We start from the raw sequence: 20,550 nt of genomic DNA on the forward strand, positions 1-20,550 counted from the left end.
CGAATAGAAGCCCCGGGCGGCCCCCTGGCACACCCTCTCTGGCGCGATCTTTTGTCAGAGCAACGGGCGGGCTGCAAGGCCCGCCGGGGCCTTTCTGGCGCTTGGGTAAATTTCAAACCGATTGAAAGTCAACCACTTGCCAAGCGGAAGGGAACGGGCCGGCTCAGCCAGCCCGTTCTATGCGGATAACCTGGGGACGGTCCGTCAGGTAACCGTCCTCGGTGATTCCCTCCACTGCCTCGCGCACCGCGGCCTCGGTCGTCTCGTGGGTGACGAGGATGACGGTCTTGGCTTCCTCGCCGCCGTTCTCGGCCGGGTCGGAGCGCTGGACGATGGATTCCAGCGAGATGCCGTTGTCGGCCATGCGGCGCGCAATGCCGGCAAAGACGCCGGCGCGGTCCTGAACGGTCAGGCGAATGAAATAGCCGCCCTCATGGCTGCGCATGCGCGCGCGCTCATAGGGTTTCAACTCGGCAGCAGGCCAGCCGAGCGCCGGGCCATGCTGGAAACCCGGGCGGCTCTTGGCGATGTCGGCGATGTCGCCGATGACGGCCGAGGCCGTGGCATTTCCGCCGGCACCGGGCCCAGACAGCAGCAATTCGCCGAGCAGGTCGGTCTCGATGGCGACCGCGTTCGTCACGCCATGCACCTGTGCAATGACGGAGCTTTTCGGCACCATGGTCGGGTGGACGCGTTGCTCGATACCGCTGTCGGTCTGCTGCGCCACGCCCAGAAGCTTGATGCGATAGCCAAGTTCGCCGGCCGCTCGGATGTCGGCCAGCGAGATGTTCGAGATGCCTTCCAGGTAGATGTCGTCGGCCGCGATCTGCGATCCGAAGGCGATCGCGGTGAGGATGGAAAGCTTGTGGGCGGTGTCGTTGCCCTCGATGTCGAAGGTGGGATCAGCTTCGGCATAGCCCAGTCGCTGGGCATCGGCCAGGACATCGGCAAACGGAATTTCCTCTTCCTCCATCCGCGTCAGGATGTAATTGCAGGTACCGTTCATGATGCCGAAAACGCGGCTGACGGTATTGCCGGCCAGGGCCTCGCGCATGGTCTTGATGACCGGGATGCCGCCGGCGACCGCCGCCTCGAAGTTCAAGAGAACGCCTTTTTCCTCGGCCTTCCTTGCCAGTTCCACGCCATGGCGGGCAAGCAGCGCCTTGTTGGCCGTCACCACATGGCGGCCGGCGTCGAGCGCGGCGAGCACCGATACGTGAGCAGGACCGGAATCGCCGCCAATCAGCTCGACGAACACATCAATGCCGGGCGAGGCGGCAAGTTCCGCAGGATCGTCGAACCAGGCAACACCGGACAGATCGACGCCGCGATCCTTGCCGCGATCCCGCGCACTGACGGCCGCAACCTCGATCGTGCGCCCGCATTGGCGTGTCAGCACGCCCGCGTGCTCATCAAGAATGCGCATGACCGATGCGCCAACCGTACCCAATCCGGCAATTCCAACCCGCAGCGCCTCAGCCATGGCCGCCTTGTCCCCCAATCTCTATCCCGTATCGCAAGAAAACCGGGCCGGCAGGACGCCGGCCGGTGATATGTCAGCGACGCGCCGTCAACGACACGACGTTGCCATTGTCCACCGGCGCGGCCGAGGACAGGAATTTCTTGATGTTGCGCGCCGCCTGCCGGATGCGATGCTCGTTCTCGACCAGCGCAAGGCGCACATAATCGTCGCCATGTTCGCCGAAGCCTATTCCCGGCGCCACGGCGACATGGGCCTTTTCCACCAGAAGCTTGGAGAATTCCAGCGAGCCAAGAGCCTTGAACGGCTCCGGGATCGGCGCCCAGGCAAACATGGTGGCGGGCGGCGGCGGAATGTCCCAGCCGGCACGGCCAAAGCTGTCCACCATCACGTCGCGGCGCGCCTTGTAGATCTGGCGCACTTCCTCGATCTCGGAGCCGTCGCCATTGAGTGCGGCGGTGGCCGCCACCTGGATCGGCGTGAAGGCGCCGTAATCGAGATAGGATTTCACCCGCGCAAGGGCAGCGATCAGCCGCTCGTTGCCGACGGCAAAGCCCATGCGCCAGCCGGGCATGGAAAACGTCTTGGACATGGAGGTGAATTCCACCGCGATATCCATCGCGCCCGGCACCTCCAGAATGGAGGGCGGCGGATTGCCGTCGAAATAGATTTCCGAATAGGCAAGGTCCGACAGCAGGATGATGTCGTGCTTGCGCGCATAGGCCACGACTTCCTTGTAGAAGTCGAGCGAAGCGACATGGGCGGTCGGGTTCGACGGGTAATTCAGGATGAGCGCCAGCGGCTTGGGAATGGAATGGCGGACGCCACGGTCCAGCGCCTGCATGAACGCATCGTTCGGCTCGACCGGGACCGCGCGGATGACGCCACCGGACATGATGAAGCCGAACGCATGGATGGGATAGGTGGGATTCGGGCACAGGATGACGTCACCGGGCGCGGTGATGGCCTGGGCCATGTTGGCAAAGCCTTCCTTCGAACCGAGCGTCGCGACGACCTGGGTGTCGGGATTCAGCTTCACGCCGAAGCGGCGGGCATAGTAATTGGCCTGGGCCTTGCGCAGGCCTGGAATGCCCCGCGAGGAGGAATAACGGTGGGTGCGCGGATCGCGCACGACATCGACCAGCTTGTCGACGATGGACTTGGGCGTCGGCAGGTCGGGATTGCCCATGCCGAGATCGATGATGTCGGCCCCGGCGGCCCGGGCGCTGGCCTTGAGACGGTTGACCTGCTCGAAGACGTAAGGCGGAAGCCTGCGGACCTTGTGAAATTCTTCCATGTTCGTGACCGTCGAAATCCCTGATGGCGCCGGGCGCCGGATCCGGCCGGCACCTTTTCAAGCGACCGCTATACACCCTCACCGGGCCGCGGTCGATAGCGTCACTCGCTTTCGATGTCGTTCAGCGCCCGGCGCGCATGGTCCCGGCCAAGCTGCCTCAATTCCGCCGCGCTGCCGGCACCGGCAGTGGCGCCGGCTGCCTTCTGGACCTGGCGGGCGGCATTCAGTTCGGCCACGGCCGCGGCCCTCTGGGCCGGGCTTATCTGCGCCGTCTCGCCCTTCGGCACGACATTGATATTCGGGAATTGCCTGGTGTCGCGGGGCCTGCCGGCAGACGGCGCCACGGGCGCCGCCGTTTCCTGCACGCCATCCATCGCCGCGGCCGGCGGTTCGGCAACCGCCACGGAAGCCGGCCCGGGCGCGGCAGGCGGCGGGAGGAGAGAGCGCGGTGCGGCATCCTCCAGGCTTGCCGACGTGCATCCCGCCGCCGCCAGGACGCAGGCGGCAAGAAGCGCGCGCATCGCCGTCATCATGCTGACACCTTGGAGCAGGAAAAGCCTCATCGATTCATCCCGTGAGCAGCAGGCTGCAAGATCAGGCGACGGAGCCGGCGGGTGGATGGACCGACCTTTGTCGCGCTTGTACCGGGGCTCGATTGCAGCCTATTGTGTCAGGAACAAGCCGGTACACGAGCTTTCGGGGAGGAACAAGACCAATGTCGAAGGACGACAAGGACAAGAAGCCGCAAGGACCGTCAGCCGAGCAGCTGGATTCCTATGTCGTGAAGGATCCGGAAGCCTTTGCCCGGAACATGGCCCGCGCCATCGAGGCGGCGGGTCAGGCAGCCTCGAACTGGATTGCTCCGCGCGAGGAAGGCAAGGTGGACCCGGTCGCCGAACCCATGGCGGACATGGTCAAGACCTTTTCGCGCGTCGGCGAATACTGGCTTTCCGATCCAGCGCGCGCGCTGGACGCGCAGACCCGCCTGTTTTCCAACTACATGACGGTCTGGACGAATTCGGTGCGCCGGGCGACCGGGGACGCGGAAGACCATGCCGTCCAGCCGGACAAGGGCGACAAGCGCTTCGCCGATCCCGAATGGGAAAACAACGCCTTCTTCGATTTCCTCAAGCAGGCCTACCTGGTGACCAGCCGCTGGGCGCAGGAACTGGTGACCGAGGCTGACGGGCTCGATCCGAAGACGCGCCACAAGGCGGAATTCTATGTCGACCAGATTTCGAATGCGATCTCGCCATCCAATTTCCTTCTGACCAACCCGGAACTCTACCGCGAGACCATTGCCTCCAATGGCGAGAACATCGTTCGCGGCATGCAGATGCTGGCCGAGGACATCAAGGCGGGACAGGGTGACCTGAAAATCCGGCAGGTCGACGCCAGCCCCTTCAAGGTCGGCGAGAACATGGCCAACACACCGGGCAAGGTGGTCGCCCGCTCCGAGACGGCGGAAATCATACAGTACGAACCGGCCACGGAAACCGTTCTGAAGCGCCCTCTCCTCATCGTTCCGCCATGGATCAACAAGTTCTACATTCTCGATCTCAACAAGGAGAAGTCCTACATCCGCTGGCTGACGGAACAGGGACACACGGTCTTCGTGATCTCCTGGGTCAATCCCGACGAACGCCACCGCAAGAAGACGTGGGAAGCCTATATCGAGGAAGGCATCGTGCTGGGACTCGACACGATCGAAGCGGCCACCGGTGAGCGGGAGGTCAATGCGATCGGCTATTGCGTTGGCGGGACGCTGCTGGCAGCCGCGCTCGCCATGTTCGCAAGGGACGGCGAGGCGCGGATCCGCTCCGCCACATTCTTCACCACCCAGGTCGATTTCACCTATGCAGGGGACCTTCAGGTCTTCGTTGACGAGGAGCAGGTGCGCGGCGTCGAACGCCAGATGGAAGCCAAGGGCTATCTTGACGGCGGCAAGATGGCGACGGCGTTCAACATGCTGCGGTCGCGCGAACTGATCTGGAACTATGCCGTGAACAACTACATGCGCGGCAAGACGCCCATGGCCTTCGACCTGTTGTACTGGAATTCCGATTCCACGCGCATGACAGCGGCGAACCATTCCTTCTATCTGCGCAATTGCTACCTGGAGAACAATCTGTCCAGGGGCAAGATGGCGCTTGGCGGCGCCCCGGTCCACCTGGAAGACATCACCGTTCCGGTCTACAACCTCGCGACGCGCGAAGACCATATCGCGCCGGCCAAGTCGGTTTTCCATGGCTGCCGGTTCTTTGGCGGCGATGTCCAGTTCGTCATGGCCGGCTCCGGCCATATTGCCGGGGTGGTCAATCCGCCGAACAAGGTCAAGTACCAGTTCTGGACGGGAGGCAAGCCCGAGGGTGATTTCGAGGACTGGGTTGCCTCGGCCACGGAGACGCCCGGCTCGTGGTGGCCGCATTGGCATGCGTGGATCGAATCCATGGAGACGGGAGAGCGGGTGAAGGCGCGCAAGGTCGGCGGGCGCAAGCTCAAGCCGATCTGCAATGCGCCCGGCGAATATGTGCTGGCACGTGTCTGAGACCGCCAGGGCCGGATGCGTCGCGTTGCCGCAACCGGTTTGCCATCACTTGTTCATCTTGTCGCCTCAATTGACGATTAACCGCCGTGTTATAGTCACAAACGCGCGTCAGGGGACTTGATTCGTGTGACGCTGTGATCTTTTCCGCAAGCCCGGCCGATCCGGCACTCTTACGGGACGGCGGCCAAGGGGGACGATTGTTGAAACAGGCGCGATTGCCCGGATGGAGCGCGTTGGCAGGCTGTGTAGCCGTCGCGTCCATTTCTCTCGCCTTGGCCGGCTGCACGACATCGGCTGTGCCACCCATGGAAATAGCCCTGGCCGACGTGGCTTCACAGGCTTCGATGGAGACCGGCGACGAAGGCAGCGCTGACGGCTTTGCGCCATCGGCTGCCTCGCAGGGCGATGCCGATCTTTCCGCGCAAGTTGCCGATGGCACGGCCGTGGCGGCAACCGCAGAAGGCGACGTCACACCGGCGGCGGACACGGCGACACCGGGCAATGGCGCCATGGAAACCGTGAACGACGAAACGCAAACGGCTGAAAGCGCGCTCGCCACGGCCCGCGTGGCGCAGGCAGCCGGTCCGCTTCCCGTTCCCAGCGCAGCGCCACGCCAGGGCCCGGATGGCGCCGGGCAGCCTGCCAGCGCGGGCAACAGCCCGGAAACCGGCCGTGTCCAGGTGGCCTCGGCGACACCGCAGCTTGAAAAGCGCGGATTCCTGTCATCGCTGTTTTCCACCCAGCCGCCACGGCCGACACAGGCCTTGCAGAAGGCGGAGCGGACGCGCAGCCCCGCGGCAGCGCCGAAGGCGAATCCCGCCGCCCGAAAGGCTGTCCGGACAGCCTCGCTGTCGTCTGATTTGCCGCCCGGCGCGACCGGCAGCCTGACTGCCCTGCCCGGCGTTCGCGCCGAATCGCTGTTCGAGATCACGCGCAAATCCGGCGGTTATGATGACAGCGACGTTGACATCAACGAAGCGGATGACGCGCCGGTGCGGGTGGCATCGGTAACGGGACTTGCCCGTCTGGCACCAAACGGCTTGGCCGTGCAGACCGCAAGCGTCGACGTGGCTTGCCTCAAGCCACAGCTTGTCCGCGTTCTCAAGACGGTGGAACGGCATTACGGACAGAAGGTCGTGGTCACGTCAGGCTATCGCAGCCCGAAACGAAATCGCCGTGCCCGCGGCGCCAAGAACTCGCTTCACATGTATTGTGCTGCCGCCGATATCCAGGTTTCCGGTGTTTCCAAATGGGATCTGGCCAAGTTCCTGCGGACGATGCCTGGTCGTGGCGGCGTCGGAACCTATTGCCACACGAAATCCGTTCATATCGACATCGGACCGGAGCGCGACTGGAACTGGCGCTGCCGCCGTTCCTCACGCAAGCGCAAGTAGACCTGTTCCCGAAATCACAGGCTTGCGGGATTGCCATGCGCGGCCGCACGATGGCTGCGCTTTCCGACACTCGAATCTGCTTGAACAAAGCCGGGCAAATGCCTGAAAGCGGCCCGTGATCGGGTCTTGCCGCGCACAAGCTTGCCATTTCATGCGTCATTCCGGACCGCACCTTTCCCAACGCGGATGGATGCGGCAAACTTTTTTTCACAAACCGCATCAAGGGGGGTTGCCCACCTCCGGGAATCTTTCTATACGCCATCTCGTCTTGAGCGCGCCCTTCGTCTAGCGGTCTAGGACGCCGCCCTTTCACGGCGGAAACACGGGTTCGAGTCCCGTAGGGCGTACCATCGACATTTATTTCCCCTTTTCTTTCAGTGGGTTGCGCGAAAGAATGTCCACCCTTTTTCCGAGGTTGGACACGCCAAGGCGCAGTCAGATGCGTGCCAGACCAGCGCCATGGCGGGTTGCCGTCTCCGGGTGCGCCAAGCTCTTCCTCTCTGCGTCCGCATAGATCCGATCAATCGTATCGGCGACCTGTACGAAGGCACAGGCCCGTGTATCGAAGCGGGAACCCTGCGCCAGTTGACCGGCCCAGTGGACCAGTGCGCGACCGCCCCAGTCGTCGGGGGGCGACACCAGGACCTCAGCCGATGTGCCGCGGCGCAATTCGACGAGAAAGTCGTAGAATGATCCGTCGACGTTTTCCATCGCCAGTGCGCCTGCCGTTCCGTGAAAGACAGCCGAAATGACGGCATCGCGGCCCGCGTTCAGGTTCCATGAACAGGCCAGGCGGGCGGAGACACCGGTCTCCAGTTCGATCCCGGCCACCGCATAGTCCTCGACTGTCTCGCGGCGCGCGCGAAGCGGGAGCCCCTGGGCAAAAAGCCGGGAACGCACCTCTTCGACCCGCGGAAAATCGAGGCACCAAAGCAGAAGATCGACCAGATGGACGCCGAGGTCGGTCACACAGCCGCCTCCCGACAGTTCCGGCTGGTAGAACCATGGCTTGTCCGGACCATATGCGTTGTGGAACACCAGATCCGCAGCAAAGACCCTTCCGATGGCACCGCTTTCAAGCTGCTTGCGGACAGATTGCATGGCCTGCGTCCTGCGGTAGCACATGTCGAGGCCCAGCAGGCGATCTGCCCTCAATGCCGCATCCACCACGCCGGCAACCTCCGCGCTGTCGAGCCCCAAGGGTTTCTGGCAAAAAACCGCCTTGCCGCTTTCCAGCGCCGCAATGGATTGCTTCGCATGCAGGGCGCTCGGGGTGGCGATAACGAGGCCGTCGAGTTCCATGTCCAGCAAGGCTTCGAAATCCGCGACGCATTGGGCGCCGGTTGCGCTCTTGACGGCTTCGTCCATGGCTTCGCGCGATGGGTCGCAAATCGCGCCAATCCCGGCCAGGCCTGACTGCGCCAGTGCCTCCATGCGCTGGCGGCCGATCCAGCCAAGGCCTGCAAAGCCCAGAACCGGACGCCTTGCGGCCTTGCAGCCATGCATCACGGGGGCGCTCCTCATTGGTCAAAGGTCACCAGCGCCTTCATGAAGCCCTCGGGGCGCATGTGCGTGATGTCCAGGGCCTTGTCCAGAAGGGCCAGCGGAAAGCTGTGGGTCAGAAGCTCGTCGATGGGAAGAAGGCCGGTCTCGGCGCGCTGGATGCCTTCGATCACGCCTTGCCGGCAGGTGGCCAGTTGCCGTTCATGGGCGTTGATGACGTCGATACCCTTCCAGTTCCATTGCTGCATGTTGATGAGGCGCGGTGCATCCTGATGATAACCGGCGATGACGAGGCGGCCGCCTTCGGACACGATCTCACCTGCAAGGGCCAGCGGTTCGGGCTTGCCTGTCGCCTCGATTACCCGCTCGCACAGCGCGCCATCCGTCAATTCGGCCACGCGGCCGGCGATGGCCCCGCGGTCCTCCAGGCCGATTGTGGCATGGGCTCCGCATCGCCGCGCCGTTTCCAGCGCGAAACCACGCCTTGAAATGGCGATGACCTGAGCCCCCGCATGCGAGGCGAGACGCGCCAGCAGATTGCCCAGGAAACCGGCGCCGATGATGGCAACCCACTGACCGGGCCGGATATCGCTGCGCCGGAAGATGTTCATGGCGCAGCCGATGGGTTCGCCGGGGAAAGGCATGCCGTCGAGCGACGGCGGCAGATGGACGGCGGCGTCCGCATCGCCGGCATCATACTCGGCGTAGCTGTTTTCAAACAGCGTGGCCACCCGGTCACCCGGCGAAAAGCGCGCCACATCGGGCGCAACGCTTTCCACTATCCCCCAGCCCTCGTGGCCCAAAGCGCCAGGTCCGGTGGGATATTGCATCCAGTCGGCACCCTGCCACGGCGTCAGGTTCGAAGCGCATACGCCGCATCCTTCCAGCCGCACGCGGATCTGGCCGTCGCGCACCGGCGGCAGGGGCACCTCTTCCAGCCGCAATTGCCGCGGCGCGGTCAGGACCGCAGCCTGCATGGTTTCCGCCTTGCGTGAAAGATGCGGCGCATGGAGCGTCATTTCCATTCTTGTCTCCCTCGTTTGCCTGCGCACCCGAACAGGTCAGGGCGGCTGATGTTCCAAAAGAAGAAGGCCTTGCCGGAAGCCATGCACCGCGCCCGCGCGCGCCGGCCTGCCCCCTCTGCCCGCCGCCCCTGCCCGCTCATGTGCGCCCAAGACCACCGCTCCGGGAGCAGACCCGTCTTGTTCAACAACATCAATGCCTTCTGCCGGAACAACTTCCGCAGCGGCTGGTTAGGCGACCGATTCAACGCAAAACCAGGGAAACCACACATGCGAGTAGCGATTGTCGGAGCCGGATATGTAGGTTTGACGACCGGCGCGTGTCTGACCCTTCTGGGGCATCATGTCTCATGCCATGACACCGATCCCGTCCGCCTCGGGCAATTGAAGCGTGGCCGGATCCCCATCTACGAACCACGGCTGGACGATATCGTGGCGCAGAGCATGGGTCAGGGCCGCCTCGCCTTCAGCGACGACATGGCCGGGACGGTTTCGAATGCCCGGATCGTCTTTCTGACGGTCGGCACGCCGTCGCTTGCGGATGGCGACATCGACCTGAGCCATCTGGAGGAAGCGGCGCGCCAGCTCGCCCCGCATCTGCAACCGCTGACCAAGGTCGTCATCAAGTCGACCGTGTCAGTCGGCACCAGCCGCCAGATCGCGCAGATCATCCGTGGCGCGCGCGGCAGGGACGACATCGCGGTGGCAGTGAATCCGGAATTTCTGCGTGAAGGTTCAGCGGTGGATGACTTCCTCAATCCGGACAGGATCGTGATCGGTTCCGACTGCCCGGATGCCCTGCGCGCGCTGAAGGCGCTCTACCAGCCGCTTCTGGAGCGATCCGAAACGCGCCTGCTGGAGACGGGTCCGGAGGATGCGGAACTGGTCAAGCACGGGGCGAATGCCTTCCTTGCCATGAAACTCGCCTTCATCAACGATGTGGCCGACCTTTGCGAAAGGACAGGCGCGAACATTGACGCCGTGGCGCAAGGCATCGGTCTCGACGAGCGGATCGGACCGCATTTCCTGCGCGCGGGGCCGGGCTTTGGCGGCTCCTGCTTTCCCAAGGACACCCGTGCCTTCGCTGCCGCAGGACGCCGCACCGGCGCGCGGCAGACACTGGTGGAGGATGTGGCCCGCAACAACGACCGCAGGAAAGAGGCCATGGCCCGACGCATCCTGTCGCAAGGGGAACTGGCGCCCGGCGACACGGTCGCCATCCTCGGCGTGGCCTTCAAGGGCGAGACCGACGATGTGCGCGAATCTCCGGCGCTCACCGTCATCCCGCTGCTGCAAGCCTACGGATGCAGGATCAGGGCCCATGATCCCCGCGCCATGGGTACTGCCGGCGCGCTCCTGGGCAATGTTCAATGGTGCCGCGATGCCGTGACCGCGGCCGAAGGTGCCAATGCGCTGGTGATCCTGACTGACTGGCAGGAATTCCTCGATGTCGATTTCGGCCGCATCGCCAGCGCGATGACCGGGCGCGCGGTATTCGACATGAGGAACATGCTCGACCCGGAGGCTGTCGCCGCACACGGGCTGGACTGTTTCGGCATTGGCCGTCCCGCCGTGCGCGCTCCGCGACTGCTGACCCGAACCCTGCGGAAAGCGGGATAGGCGCCGGCCGGTCCCTGCCTGACGGGCCGCATGGCCCGGAGGCAGGGATCGTCTTGCGGTGCCGGAACAATGTGAACCCTGCCGTGTTCGGAAACCGGAATTTGAAAATCTTCAGGAGGGATCGTGGCAAGAAGCGTCTTGATTACCGGCGGCTGTGGCTTCATCGGCCGTCATGTCACCCGGGAATCGCTCGAACACGGCTATCGGGTCAGGGTTCTGGACAGCCTTGTGGAGCAGGTGCATGGCGAGGCTCAACCGCCACGCGACCCGCGCGCCGACCATGTCATCGCCGACATTCGCGACGGCGAGGCGATGAAAGCGGCGTTGCAGGACATTGACGATGTGGTGCATCTGGCATCGGAAGTCGGCGTCGGCCAGTCCATGTACGAGATCGCCCGCTATGTGAGCGCGAACGAATTTGGCACGGCCACGCTGCTGGAAGCCATGATCGGCCTGCCTATCCAGCGCATCGTGGTGGCCTCCTCCATGAGCGTGTATGGCGAAGGGCGTTACCGGGATCGTGACGGCGCAATCGGCCAGCCTGATCCGGGACATCGCCGCACAGCCGGCAATTGGGACCCGCTCGACGGGCACGGACAACGCCTGACACCGGCACCCACCGACGAGGAGAAGCCGGTCGATCTCGCCTCGATCTATGCGCTCAACAAGTACATGCAGGAGCGCGCCGTGCTGATCTTCGCCGCAGCCTACGGCATGGAGGCGGCCGCGCTGCGGCTGTTCAATGTCTATGGCGCCGGGCAGTCGCTTTCCAACCCCTATACCGGCGTACTGGCCAATTTCGCCTCGCGCATCGCCAACGGCCAGCCGCCGACGATTTTCGAGGATGGCCACCAGCGGCGCGATTTCGTCCATGTCGACGATGTGGCCCGCGCCTTTCGTCTCGCGCTCGAACGCCCCGGGGCAGCCGGGCAGGTTTTCAACATCGGCAGCGGCGTTTCGCGCAGCATCCTGGAGATCGCAAGGCTGCTGGCAGATGCAATGGGCCGGCCCGATCTCGAACCGGAGGTTCTGGATACGGCCCGTTCAGGCGACATCCGCCACTGCTTCGCCGACATTTCGAAAGCCCGTGCCATGCTCGGCTACGCACCGCGCGAAACCCTGGAACACGCGCTCGAACCGTTCGTGACCTGGGTCGCCAGCAACACTGCCATCGACCGGAACGCCGAGATGCGACGCCATCTGGAAGCGCGGGGGCTGGTGGCATGAGCACCCTGGCCCACGGCGACAAGGATTTCGGTTTTGTCGAATGGTTCCGGCCGGGCGAGCACGAACGCACCGAAGCCGTGCTCCCGGAAATCGAAGCCTCCGGCGCCGCCTGGTTGCGCACGCATATCTCGTGGGCCGAGTTTCTTGCGCCCGGCGGGCCCGAATGGTTCGACTGGCTGCTGCCCAGGCTGGCCAGAAGGCTGGACCTGCTGCCCTGCATTCTCTACACGCCGCCGTCGCTGTCACGCACGGGCCGCACCAATGGCGCGCCCAGACGATTGCGTGACTATGCCGATTTCGTCGATCAGGTGATGACGCGCTACGGCCAGCATTTCACGCATGTCGAACTGTGGAACGAGCCGAACAACCTGCTGGACTGGGACTGGCGCGAAGACGTCGATTTCAAGCTTTTCTGCGAGATGATCGGCGACGCCGCGCATTGGGTCAACGAACGTGGCTGGAAGGTGGTCCTCGGCGGTCCCGCACCGTTCGATCCCTACTGGCTGGACCTGATGGGCCAACGCGGCCTCCTGGACCTGTGCGCGGCCGTCGGCTTCCACGGCTTTCCCGGCACATGGGACAGTGAAGCCGCCAATTGGGGCGGTTGGGACCTGCATCTGGGCGAAATGCGCAGCATCGTGAAGCGTTACAACAGCGATGCCGAGATCTGGATCACCGAGACCGGCTATTCCACCTGGCGAAAGGACGAGGTCGAGCAGGCCCGCCGCTTCGTTGCCGCACTGGATGTGCCGGCCGAGCGCACCTACTGGTATTCGTGGCGGGATGTGCCACATGACGTGGCCGTGCAGGAAGGATTCTGGTTCGATGCGCGCCATTATCACCTGGGCGCAGTCGACGATTCCGGCAATCCGAAACTGCTGGCGCGCTGCCTGCTGGACGGCGGCGTCAACCGCGTGCGCGAACTCATGGAGATCGCGGCGCCTACCCGCATCGGCAAGGCACGCCCCGTCGTCATCACTGGCGGGAGCGGATTCATCGGCTCAAATCTTGCCGAACGGCTGCTGGCCGACGGCGAGGACGTCATCATCCTGGACAATCTGTGCAGGGCCGGGGTGGATCAGAACCTTGCCTGGCTGAAGGAGCGCTATCCCGACCGCCTGCACCCGTTCCTGGCCGACGTTCGGGATCCGCAGGCGATCCGGCCGGCGTTTGCCGATGCCAAGGCGGTCTTTCACCTGGCGGCGCAGACCGCCGTGACGACGAGCCTTCACGATCCCGTCGACGACTTCGAGGTGAATGCCCGCGGTACGCTCAATGTGCTGGAGGCGGTGCGCGGCGCCGGTCGTCGCGCGCCGGTCGTCCTTGCGAGCACCAACAAGGTCTATGGCGATCTCGGCCATATCAAGATGGTGGCGCTGGAGGACCGCTACGTTCCGGCGGTCAAGGAAATCCGCGAGGCAGGAATCGATGAGCGGGCTCCACTGGATTTCCGTACGCCCTATGGCTGTTCCAAGGGCGTGGCGGACCAGTATGTGCTGGACTACGGCGCGTCGTTCGGCATTCCGGCCGCCGCGATCCGCATGAGTTGCATCTACGGGCCGCGCCAGTTCGGCACCGAGGACCAGGGCTGGGTGGCCCATTTCCTGCTGTGCGCGCTGGCCGGCCGGCCGATCACCGTCTACGGCGACGGACGGCAGGTGCGCGACATTCTGCATGTTGCGGATGCGGTGGATGCCTATTGCCGCGTCATGCAGAAGATCGATGCCCTTGCCGGCCGGGCCTTCAACCTGGGCGGCGGGCCTTCCAACGCAGTGAGCCTGCGGCGTGTCCTGGCCGAGATATCGCTTCTGACCGGCCGCGAAACCGACATCCGGAGCGCCGAGTGGCGCGCCGGCGACCAGCTCTATTTCGTCGCCGATACGCGCAAGCTTCAGGACGAGACAGGATGGAGGCCCGCCACCGGCTGGCAGGCCGGCTTGCGCGACCTGGAAGCCTGGCTGCGCACCCATCGGATACCGCAGGCAAACAGCAATGCCGGTGCCCGGAGGTTGCTGGCATGACGGCGATCCAGGATGTCGGCATGACGCTATCGCGTCCGGGGGCCATGCCCGGTTACCGGCCGCGTCTCCTGATGACAGTGGATGCCGTCGGCGGTGTCTGGCGTTACGCCATGGAGCTTGCACGCGCGCTGACATCGCGCGGGGTCGATGTGATCTTTCTGTGCCTTGGGCCGAAGCCCGCCCGCCTACAGGTCGTCGAGGCCGAAGAGACAGGCACCCTGCTGTGCTCCGACCACAGGCTCGACTGGATGGCGCAGGACAAGACGGAGACGGTCGCGGCATGCGCAAGCATCGACCGGGTGACCGAGGAACATGACATCGACCTGCTGCATCTCAATGCACCGGCGCAGGCGGCCCATCTCAAGACGGATCTCCCCCGGATCGTCGTCTCCCATTCGTGCATGCCAAGCTGGTGGTACATCGTGCGCGGCGGCCAGCTTCCCGAGGACTGGGAATGGCGGCAAAGGGAGAATCGGCAGGGCTTCGAGGCCGCGAATGCGACCATCGTCCCCAGCGGGGCCCATGCCGACATCCTCACCGAATGCTACGGACGGATTGCCGGCCTTGAGGTGGTTCACAACGGGATCGGCGCGGTCCTGCATGGGCAGGAAAAGGAATCCTTCGCCTTCGCGGCCGGGCGCTGGTGGGACGAGGGCAAGAACGGCCGCATCTTCAACGGTATCGACAATGCCCTGGGCTGGCCGCTGGTCCTGGCCGGGGCCAAGGTGGGGCCGTCCGGTGAGACGGCCGGATATGCGGGCGAAACCCTGGGCGACATGCCTCATCACCGGGTGATGGAGTTCATGCGCCGCGCCGCGGTCGTCGTCTCGCCATCGCTCTATGAACCCTTCGGTCTTGCCGTGCTGGAGGCGGCCCGGGCCGGTGCGGCGGTGGCGGTGGCGAATATTCCCACCTATCGCGAACTCTGGCGCGATGCCGTCCTCTACTTCGATCCGCGCGATCCAAGAACGCTTCGCGAGGCGCTTTCACGTCTTGCCGGCGATCCGGCACTGCGGCAGGCCATGGGCGACCGGGCCCTCGCCGCCTCGCGCCGATACACCCCCAGCCGCCAGGCGGAAGCCATGCTCGCCATTTACGGCGGTGTTTGCCCGGCCTTTGCCGGATTGTCTGAAACGGAGGCCTGAATGCGTTTCCTGTTCTATACCCATTCCCTGGTGTCCGACTGGAACCATGGCAATGCACACTTCCTGCGTGGCGTGATGCGCGACCTGATTGCGCGTGGACATGAGGCGGTGGCGCTGGAGCCGGCCGATGGCTGGAGCCGCGGCAACCTGGTGGCCGAACAGGGCGCCATTGCGCTGGAGCGGTTCAGATCCGACTTTCCGGAGCTGACCTCCATGACCTATGGGCGGCGCTTCCCGCATGAAGACGTCGTGGCCGAGGCCGATGTCGTCATTGTGCACGAATGGACCGACCCGTCGCTCGTGGCGCGCCTTGGCCGGTGCCGTGCCCGGGGCGGCCGCTTCACGCTTCTGTTCCATGACACCCATCACCGCGCGGTCTCGGCGGAAAAGGACATCGCCGCGCTGATCTTTCCGGCTACGACTGCGTGCTTGCATTCGGCGAGGCGCTGCGCGCGCACTACCTCGAAAGGGGTTGGGGCAACCGGGTGGAAACCTGGCACGAGGCGGCAGACACACGGCTGTTCCATCCTTCCGGGACGGAAGAACGCAACCGGGACGTGGTGTGGATCGGCAATTGGGGTGACGGCGAACGAAGCCGGGAGTTGGAGGATTATCTTCTCGATCCCGTGCGGGAAAACGGCCTGAACGGCACGGTTCACGGGGTCCGCTATCCGCCGGACGCGCTTGCTAGCGTGAAGGAGGCCGGGCTGACCTTCGGCGGCTGGGTTGCCAATGCCAGGGTTCCGCAGGTCTTTGCCCGCCACAAGGTTGCGGTGCATGTGCCCAGGCGCCCCTATGCCACGGCGCTGCCGGGCATTCCGACGATCCGGATGTTCGAGGCGATGGCCTGCGGCATTCCGCTGGTCAGCGCGCCATGGGAGGATGCCGAGGGCCTGTTCCGTCCCGGCCGCGACTACCTCGCCGCCGCCGATCCCCGCCAGATGTCAGCTTATGTCCGCGATGTGGTGCATGACCGGCAGCTTTCCGGTGCGCTGGCAAAATCCGGTCTGGAGACGATCCGGCAGCACCACACCTGCGCGCATCGCGTCGATCAGCTTTTCAGTGTGCTCCGGCGCCTCGGCAGCCGCGCCGCCCGCAACGCCCAACCGGCAATGGAGGCCGCAAGATGAAAATCGCCTTCTATGGCTCCAGCCTGCTTTCATCGCGGTGGAACGGCGCAGCCACCTATTACCGCGGCATGATCCGGGCGCTCGCCGCGCTTGGTTACCGGACCACATTCTTCGAACCGGATGTCTATGAAAGGCAACAGCACCGCGACATCGATCCGCCCGCGTGGTGCGACGTGGTTGTCTATGAGCCCCGCGCCGACGACCTGAAGCGTATCGCGGCGCGTGCCGGCGATGCCGACATCGTGGTCAAGGCGAGCGGTGTCGGCTTCGAGGACGACGCGCTTTTCGAAGCAGTCCTGCGGGCGGCGCGCCCGGATGCGATCACGGTCTTCTGGGACGTCGACGCGCCCGCCACGCTGGCCGGATTGCGCGGCGACGGCGACCATCCCTTGCACAACCATCTCAAGCGGGCCGACCTCGTGCTGACCTACGGGGGCGGCGACCCGATCGTCTACGGCTATCGCAGCCTTGGCGTGGAAACGTGCATACCCATTTACAACGCGCTTGATCCCGCCACGCATTTTTCGGTGCCGGAAGAAGTCCGTTTCGGGTCGGACCTCTCGCTTCTGGCAAACCGGCTGCCGGATCGCGAAGCGCGAATCGACGATTTCTTCTTCGGCCCCGCGAACGCGCTTCCGGAAAGGCGGTTCCTGCTGGGCGGCTCCGGCTGGGACGACAGGGCGCTGCCGGCGAATGTGCGATGGATCGGCCATGTCGGCACGGGCGACCACAATGCCTTCAACACCTCGCCGCTGGCGGTCCTCAATGTCAGCCGGGACAGCATGGCAGCCAACGGGTTTTCACCGGCCACCCGCGTATTCGAGGCAGCCGGCGCCGGCGCCTGCCTGATCACGGACGACTGGGCCGGCCTGGACCTGTTTCTGAAACCGGAAGAGGAAGTGCTCGTTGCCCGGGACGGACAAGACGTGGCCGCCATCCTCTGCCGGCTCGACCCGCTCGACGCCCAGGTGATCGGCGAGCGGGCGCGCCGCCGGATCCTGGCCGAACACACCTATGACCGGCGCGCCGCGACGGTCGATTCGCTTTTCAGCCGCCTGTTGAAGGCGCGCAGAATGGAGGCTGCCGAATGAACACGCCCCTGCGCCTTGTCTTCCTCGGCCTTTCCCTGTCCTCGTCCTGGGGAAACGGCCATGCAACCACATACCGGTCGCTGCTGCGCGGCCTCGCCGCCCGGAACCATGACGTGCTGTTCCTAGAACGGGATGTTCCCTGGTACGCGGAAAACCGCGACATGCCGGCCCCGGACTTCTGCTCCCTGGAACTGTATGACGATCCCGCCGGCCTCGACGCCTTCCGGCCGCGCATCGAGGAGGCCGATGCCGTGATCGTCGGATCCTATGTTCCCGATGGCGCGGCGGTGATCGACCGTATCGCGGCCATGTCGCCCCGGCGCCTGTGCTTCTACGATATCGACACGCCGGTGACGCTGGCACGCCTGCAAAGCGGGGACGAGCACTTCCTGGCCCGCCGGCAGGTGCCGCAATTCGACATCTATTTCTCGTTCTCCGGCGGGCAGATCCTGGACCGGTTGAGCCGGGCCTTCGGCGCAAGGCGCGCCCTGCCCCTGTATTGCAGCGTCGACGAGACCCGTTACTTTCCGACCGACGAGGAGCCATGCTGGGATCTGGGCTATCTCGGCACCTACAGCCCCGACCGGCAGCCGGTGCTCGACCAGCTTCTGCTGAAGCCGGCCCGCCAACTGGGGCACATGCGCTTCGTCGTCGCGGGTCCGGGCTATCCCGATACGTCCGGCTGGCCCGCCAATGTGGAACACATTCCCCACCTGCCGCCCGGCGAGCATGCCCGGTTCTACAACCGCCAGCGCTTCACCCTGAACGTGACGCGGGCCGACATGGTGGCCGCCGGCTGGTCCCCCAGCGTCCGCCTGTTCGAGGCGGCGGCTTGCGCCACCCCTGTGATCAGCGACCGCTGGCGGGGCATTGGCGACTTCTTTCCGGAAGGCAGCGCCATCGCCATTGCCGACGGCCCGCGCGAGGTGGTTCGCATGCTGACCGGCAGGAGCCGGACGGATGCCGGGGAGATGGCGCGGGAGGCCCGGCGCATCGCCTTGCTGCGCCACACCGGCACGGCCCGCGCCCGCGAACTGGTTGATGCCCTTTCCGCCCTGCCAGCGCGGCGGCCCGACGCTTTCGAGGACGATCAAAGGAGGACGGCATGACCGGCGGCGTGCAAACTGAACCTGCCCGTCAGCGCACGGCGCTGGTGGCCGGCGGAGCCGGCTTTCTCGGGTCGCATCTGTGCGAGGCGCTTCTGGGCGAAGGCGCAAGCGTGATCTGCGTCGACAACCTGGTGACCGGACAGCAGGCCAATGTCGCCGCGCTGGACGAGCATCCGCGGTTCCGCTTCATCCGCCATGACGTGATGAAGGCGCTGCGCATCGAGGAACCGGTGACGGAGATCTACAATCTTGCATCCGCCGCCTCGCCGCCGCGCTATCAGGCGCGGCCGGTTCACACCTTGATGACGAATGTGGCAGGCACGGCAAACCTGCTGGCGATGGCCCAGGCCAAGGGGGCGACATTCCTGCAGGCATCGACCAGCGAAGTCTACGGAGACCCTGAGGTGCATCCGCAGCCGGAGAGCTATCGCGGCCATGTCAACTGCACGGGACCGCGCGCCTGTTATGACGAGGGCAAGCGGGCGGCCGAGGCGCTGTGCTTCGATTTCCTGCGTTCCGGACGGGCGGATGTGCGCGTCGCGCGCATCTTCAACACTTATGGGCCGCGCATGGACCCGGAGGACGGCCGCGTGATCTCGAACCTCATCATGCAGGCCTGCGCCGGCCAGCCGCTGACGGTCCACGGTTCGGGCAGCCAGACACGTTCGTTCTGCTATGTCGATGATCTCATTGCCGGCCTGCTCGCGCTGATGCGGGTGGAACCGAACCCGATGGTGCCGGTGAATCTTGGCAATCCCGGTGAAATCACCGTGCATGACGTGGCCGACATGATCCTCGCGCGCATGCCGCATGCCGGCGATCCGGTCTTTCGCCCCCTGCCCCAGGACGATCCGCAACGCCGCTGCCCCGATATTTCGCTTGCCGGGCAATTGCTCGGCTGGCAGCCCCGCATCGCGTTCGAGGACGGCCTGGAGCGGACCATTGCATGGTTTTCGGCCTTTTATGGAGACAAGCCTGGCGAAAATCCACAACCGCCATACCCCATGGACGACGAGCAGGAACGCGATGAGCAGCAGATTGTCCAGTAATGCCGGGACGGGCCTGCGCGCTGAAATCGAGGCGCTCGGTCCGTGGTTCCAGAACCTGCGGATCGGCGGCCAGGAAACGGCCCCGGACCATTTTCTGGGCGACTATCCCGCCTTCAAGTGGCGCGGTTTCGCCCATGTCCTGCCGGACGATCTGGAAGGGCGCACCGTTCTCGATATCGGCTGCAATGCCGGCTTCTATTCCATCGAGATGAAACGGCGCAATGCCGGCCGTGTCGTGGGCATCGACAGCGATCCGCACTATCTGCGCCAGGCGCGCTTTGCCGCCCGCCATGCCGGCGTCGATATCGAACTGCACGAGATGTCGGTCTACGATCTTGCCCGCCTGGGCGAACGCTTCGACCTGGTGATCTTCATGGGCGTTCTCTACCACCTGCGCCATCCGCTTCTGGCGCTGGACCTGATCCGCGAGCATGTGGCGAACGACCTGTTGCTGTTTCAGTCCCTCCAGCGCGGCGATGAAACGGTTTTCTCGCCGCGCGAGAACCATCCATTCGATGACTGGTCGGTTTTCGAGGAGCCGGGTTTCCCGCGCCTTTCCTTTGTCGAGAACCGCTATGCCGGTGATCCGACCAACTGGTTCGTGCCCAACCGCGCCGGCGTGGAGGCCATGCTGCGAAGCGCGGGCTTCGGCGTGATCGCCCATCCCGAACGCGAAGTCTATCTCTGCCGCATTGGCGACCGGCCGCCCTTCGTGCAGGCCCCGCCGCTGTGAAGGCGGTGCGCGTCCTCGTCATCCTGTCTGGGTTACACGCTGCCGCCCCTGAAACTTTCCTGCCGCAGGCTGGGCGAAGTGGACGTCGGCATCACGCACAGGTTCATGGCTGCCCTGTTCGGCGTGCTGCTACAAGGCGGCGAACTGGCCGATCCGGCGCTCTGGCGCATCGGCGGACTGT

The 20,550-nt window shown here is 64.8% G+C and carries 15 protein-coding genes, 1 tRNA gene and 1 pseudogene; 12 read left to right on the forward strand and 5 right to left on the reverse strand.

Annotated features, from left to right (window positions below; all coding sequences use genetic code 11):
• Nucleotides 1-163 precede the first annotated feature (163 nt).
• From R3D65_RS00655 to R3D65_RS00665, 3 genes are all read right to left on the reverse strand, one after another.
• A complete protein-coding gene (locus R3D65_RS00655; RefSeq protein WP_371273299.1) occupies nt 164-1,483 on the reverse strand; it encodes a homoserine dehydrogenase in 1,320 nt (439 codons plus the stop codon).
• Between the two features lie 73 nt (nt 1,484-1,556).
• Nucleotides 1,557-2,777, reverse strand: coding sequence for an LL-diaminopimelate aminotransferase (locus R3D65_RS00660; protein WP_371273300.1), 1,221 nt, complete (start codon nt 2,775-2,777; stop codon nt 1,557-1,559).
• A gap of 101 nt (nt 2,778-2,878) precedes the next feature.
• Nucleotides 2,879-3,340, reverse strand: coding sequence for a hypothetical protein (locus tag R3D65_RS00665; protein WP_371273301.1), 462 nt, complete (start codon nt 3,338-3,340; stop codon nt 2,879-2,881).
• Nucleotides 3,341-3,492: 152 nt separating this feature from the next.
• Between R3D65_RS00665 and phaC the strand changes: the two genes are divergently transcribed.
• The 3 genes from phaC to R3D65_RS00680 all read left to right on the forward strand — a co-directional run bounded on the left by phaC (nt 3,493) and on the right by R3D65_RS00680 (nt 7,069).
• On the forward strand, nt 3,493-5,325 hold the full coding sequence (phaC, locus tag R3D65_RS00670; protein ID WP_371273302.1) for a class I poly(R)-hydroxyalkanoic acid synthase: 1,833 nt from the start codon (nt 3,493-3,495) through the stop codon (nt 5,323-5,325).
• A 305-nt stretch (nt 5,326-5,630) separates the two neighbouring features.
• Nucleotides 5,631-6,719 carry a D-Ala-D-Ala carboxypeptidase family metallohydrolase gene (locus R3D65_RS00675; RefSeq protein WP_371273303.1) on the forward strand — a complete coding sequence of 363 codons (1,089 nt, stop codon included), beginning with the start codon at nt 5,631-5,633 and terminating at the stop codon, nt 6,717-6,719.
• 274 nt (nt 6,720-6,993) lie between these two features.
• A tRNA-Glu gene (locus R3D65_RS00680) sits at nt 6,994-7,069 on the forward strand.
• A gap of 85 nt (nt 7,070-7,154) precedes the next feature.
• On the opposite strand, the gene R3D65_RS00685 is transcribed toward R3D65_RS00680, so the two are convergent.
• A complete protein-coding gene (locus R3D65_RS00685) occupies nt 7,155-8,225 on the reverse strand; it encodes a Gfo/Idh/MocA family protein (RefSeq protein WP_371273304.1) in 1,071 nt (356 codons plus the stop codon).
• A 14-nt stretch (nt 8,226-8,239) separates the two neighbouring features.
• Nucleotides 8,240-9,247 carry a zinc-binding dehydrogenase gene (locus R3D65_RS00690; RefSeq protein WP_371273305.1) on the reverse strand — a complete coding sequence of 336 codons (1,008 nt, stop codon included), beginning with the start codon at nt 9,245-9,247 and terminating at the stop codon, nt 8,240-8,242.
• Between the two features lie 267 nt (nt 9,248-9,514).
• Here R3D65_RS00690 and R3D65_RS00695 point away from each other — a divergent pair, with 267 nt between their 5' ends.
• The 9 genes and pseudogenes from R3D65_RS00695 (at nt 9,515) to R3D65_RS00735 (ending at nt 20,369) form a co-directional block, all read left to right on the forward strand.
• Nucleotides 9,515-10,864 carry a UDP-glucose/GDP-mannose dehydrogenase family protein gene (locus tag R3D65_RS00695; protein ID WP_371273306.1) on the forward strand — a complete coding sequence of 450 codons (1,350 nt, stop codon included), beginning with the start codon at nt 9,515-9,517 and terminating at the stop codon, nt 10,862-10,864.
• A 123-nt stretch (nt 10,865-10,987) separates the two neighbouring features.
• A complete protein-coding gene (locus R3D65_RS00700; RefSeq protein WP_371273307.1) occupies nt 10,988-12,091 on the forward strand; it encodes an NAD-dependent epimerase/dehydratase family protein in 1,104 nt (367 codons plus the stop codon).
• Nucleotides 12,088-14,112, forward strand: a complete 2,025-nt coding sequence (locus R3D65_RS00705) for an NAD-dependent epimerase/dehydratase family protein (RefSeq protein WP_371273308.1) — start codon at nt 12,088-12,090, stop codon at nt 14,110-14,112. Before R3D65_RS00700 ends, R3D65_RS00705 begins: the two co-directional genes overlap by 4 nt.
• A complete protein-coding gene (locus R3D65_RS00710) occupies nt 14,109-15,257 on the forward strand; it encodes a glycosyltransferase family 4 protein (protein WP_371273309.1) in 1,149 nt (382 codons plus the stop codon). The genes R3D65_RS00705 and R3D65_RS00710 overlap by 4 nt, the downstream gene beginning before the upstream one ends.
• Nucleotides 15,258-16,387, forward strand: a pseudogene (locus tag R3D65_RS00715) (glycosyltransferase).
• Entirely contained in the window at nt 16,384-17,478 is a 1,095-nt protein-coding gene (locus tag R3D65_RS00720; protein WP_371273310.1) for a glycosyltransferase, read from the forward strand. The pseudogene R3D65_RS00715 and the gene R3D65_RS00720 overlap by 4 nt, the downstream one beginning before the upstream one ends.
• Nucleotides 17,475-18,587, forward strand: coding sequence for a glycosyltransferase (locus tag R3D65_RS00725; RefSeq protein ID WP_371273311.1), 1,113 nt, complete (start codon nt 17,475-17,477; stop codon nt 18,585-18,587). The genes R3D65_RS00720 and R3D65_RS00725 overlap by 4 nt, the downstream gene beginning before the upstream one ends.
• Nucleotides 18,584-19,636, forward strand: a complete 1,053-nt coding sequence (locus tag R3D65_RS00730; protein WP_371273312.1) for a UDP-glucuronic acid decarboxylase family protein — start codon at nt 18,584-18,586, stop codon at nt 19,634-19,636. The genes R3D65_RS00725 and R3D65_RS00730 overlap by 4 nt, the downstream gene beginning before the upstream one ends.
• Complete coding sequence (locus R3D65_RS00735) at nt 19,614-20,369, forward strand: TIGR04290 family methyltransferase (protein ID WP_371273313.1); 756 nt, start codon at nt 19,614-19,616, stop codon at nt 20,367-20,369. Before R3D65_RS00730 ends, R3D65_RS00735 begins: the two co-directional genes overlap by 23 nt.
• Nucleotides 20,370-20,550 lie beyond the last annotated feature (181 nt).

Origin of the sequence: Zhengella sp. (assembly GCF_041397485.1) — a bacterium.
GTDB lineage: Bacteria > Pseudomonadota > Alphaproteobacteria > Rhizobiales > Rhizobiaceae > Zhengella.

What these genes read in the sequence shown, in the direction of transcription:
- R3D65_RS00655 (WP_371273299.1), bottom strand. Translation starts at nt 1,483, where the DNA reads ATGGCTGAGGCGCTGCGGGTTGGAATTGCCGGATTGGGTACGGTTGGC.
- R3D65_RS00660 (WP_371273300.1), bottom strand. Translation starts at nt 2,777, where the DNA reads ATGGAAGAATTTCACAAGGTCCGCAGGCTTCCGCCTTACGTCTTCGAG.
- R3D65_RS00665 (WP_371273301.1), bottom strand. Translation starts at nt 3,340, where the DNA reads ATGAGGCTTTTCCTGCTCCAAGGTGTCAGCATGATGACGGCGATGCGC.
- phaC (WP_371273302.1), top strand. Translation starts at nt 3,493, where the DNA reads ATGTCGAAGGACGACAAGGACAAGAAGCCGCAAGGACCGTCAGCCGAG.
- R3D65_RS00675 (WP_371273303.1), top strand. Translation starts at nt 5,631, where the DNA reads ATGGAAATAGCCCTGGCCGACGTGGCTTCACAGGCTTCGATGGAGACC.
- R3D65_RS00685 (WP_371273304.1), bottom strand. Translation starts at nt 8,225, where the DNA reads ATGCATGGCTGCAAGGCCGCAAGGCGTCCGGTTCTGGGCTTTGCAGGC.
- R3D65_RS00690 (WP_371273305.1), bottom strand. Translation starts at nt 9,247, where the DNA reads ATGGAAATGACGCTCCATGCGCCGCATCTTTCACGCAAGGCGGAAACC.
- R3D65_RS00695 (WP_371273306.1), top strand. Translation starts at nt 9,515, where the DNA reads ATGCGAGTAGCGATTGTCGGAGCCGGATATGTAGGTTTGACGACCGGC.
- R3D65_RS00705 (WP_371273308.1), top strand. Translation starts at nt 12,088, where the DNA reads ATGAGCACCCTGGCCCACGGCGACAAGGATTTCGGTTTTGTCGAATGG.
- R3D65_RS00710 (WP_371273309.1), top strand. Translation starts at nt 14,109, where the DNA reads ATGACGGCGATCCAGGATGTCGGCATGACGCTATCGCGTCCGGGGGCC.
- R3D65_RS00720 (WP_371273310.1), top strand. Translation starts at nt 16,384, where the DNA reads ATGAAAATCGCCTTCTATGGCTCCAGCCTGCTTTCATCGCGGTGGAAC.
- R3D65_RS00725 (WP_371273311.1), top strand. Translation starts at nt 17,475, where the DNA reads ATGAACACGCCCCTGCGCCTTGTCTTCCTCGGCCTTTCCCTGTCCTCG.
- R3D65_RS00730 (WP_371273312.1), top strand. Translation starts at nt 18,584, where the DNA reads ATGACCGGCGGCGTGCAAACTGAACCTGCCCGTCAGCGCACGGCGCTG.
- R3D65_RS00735 (WP_371273313.1), top strand. Translation starts at nt 19,614, where the DNA reads ATGAGCAGCAGATTGTCCAGTAATGCCGGGACGGGCCTGCGCGCTGAA.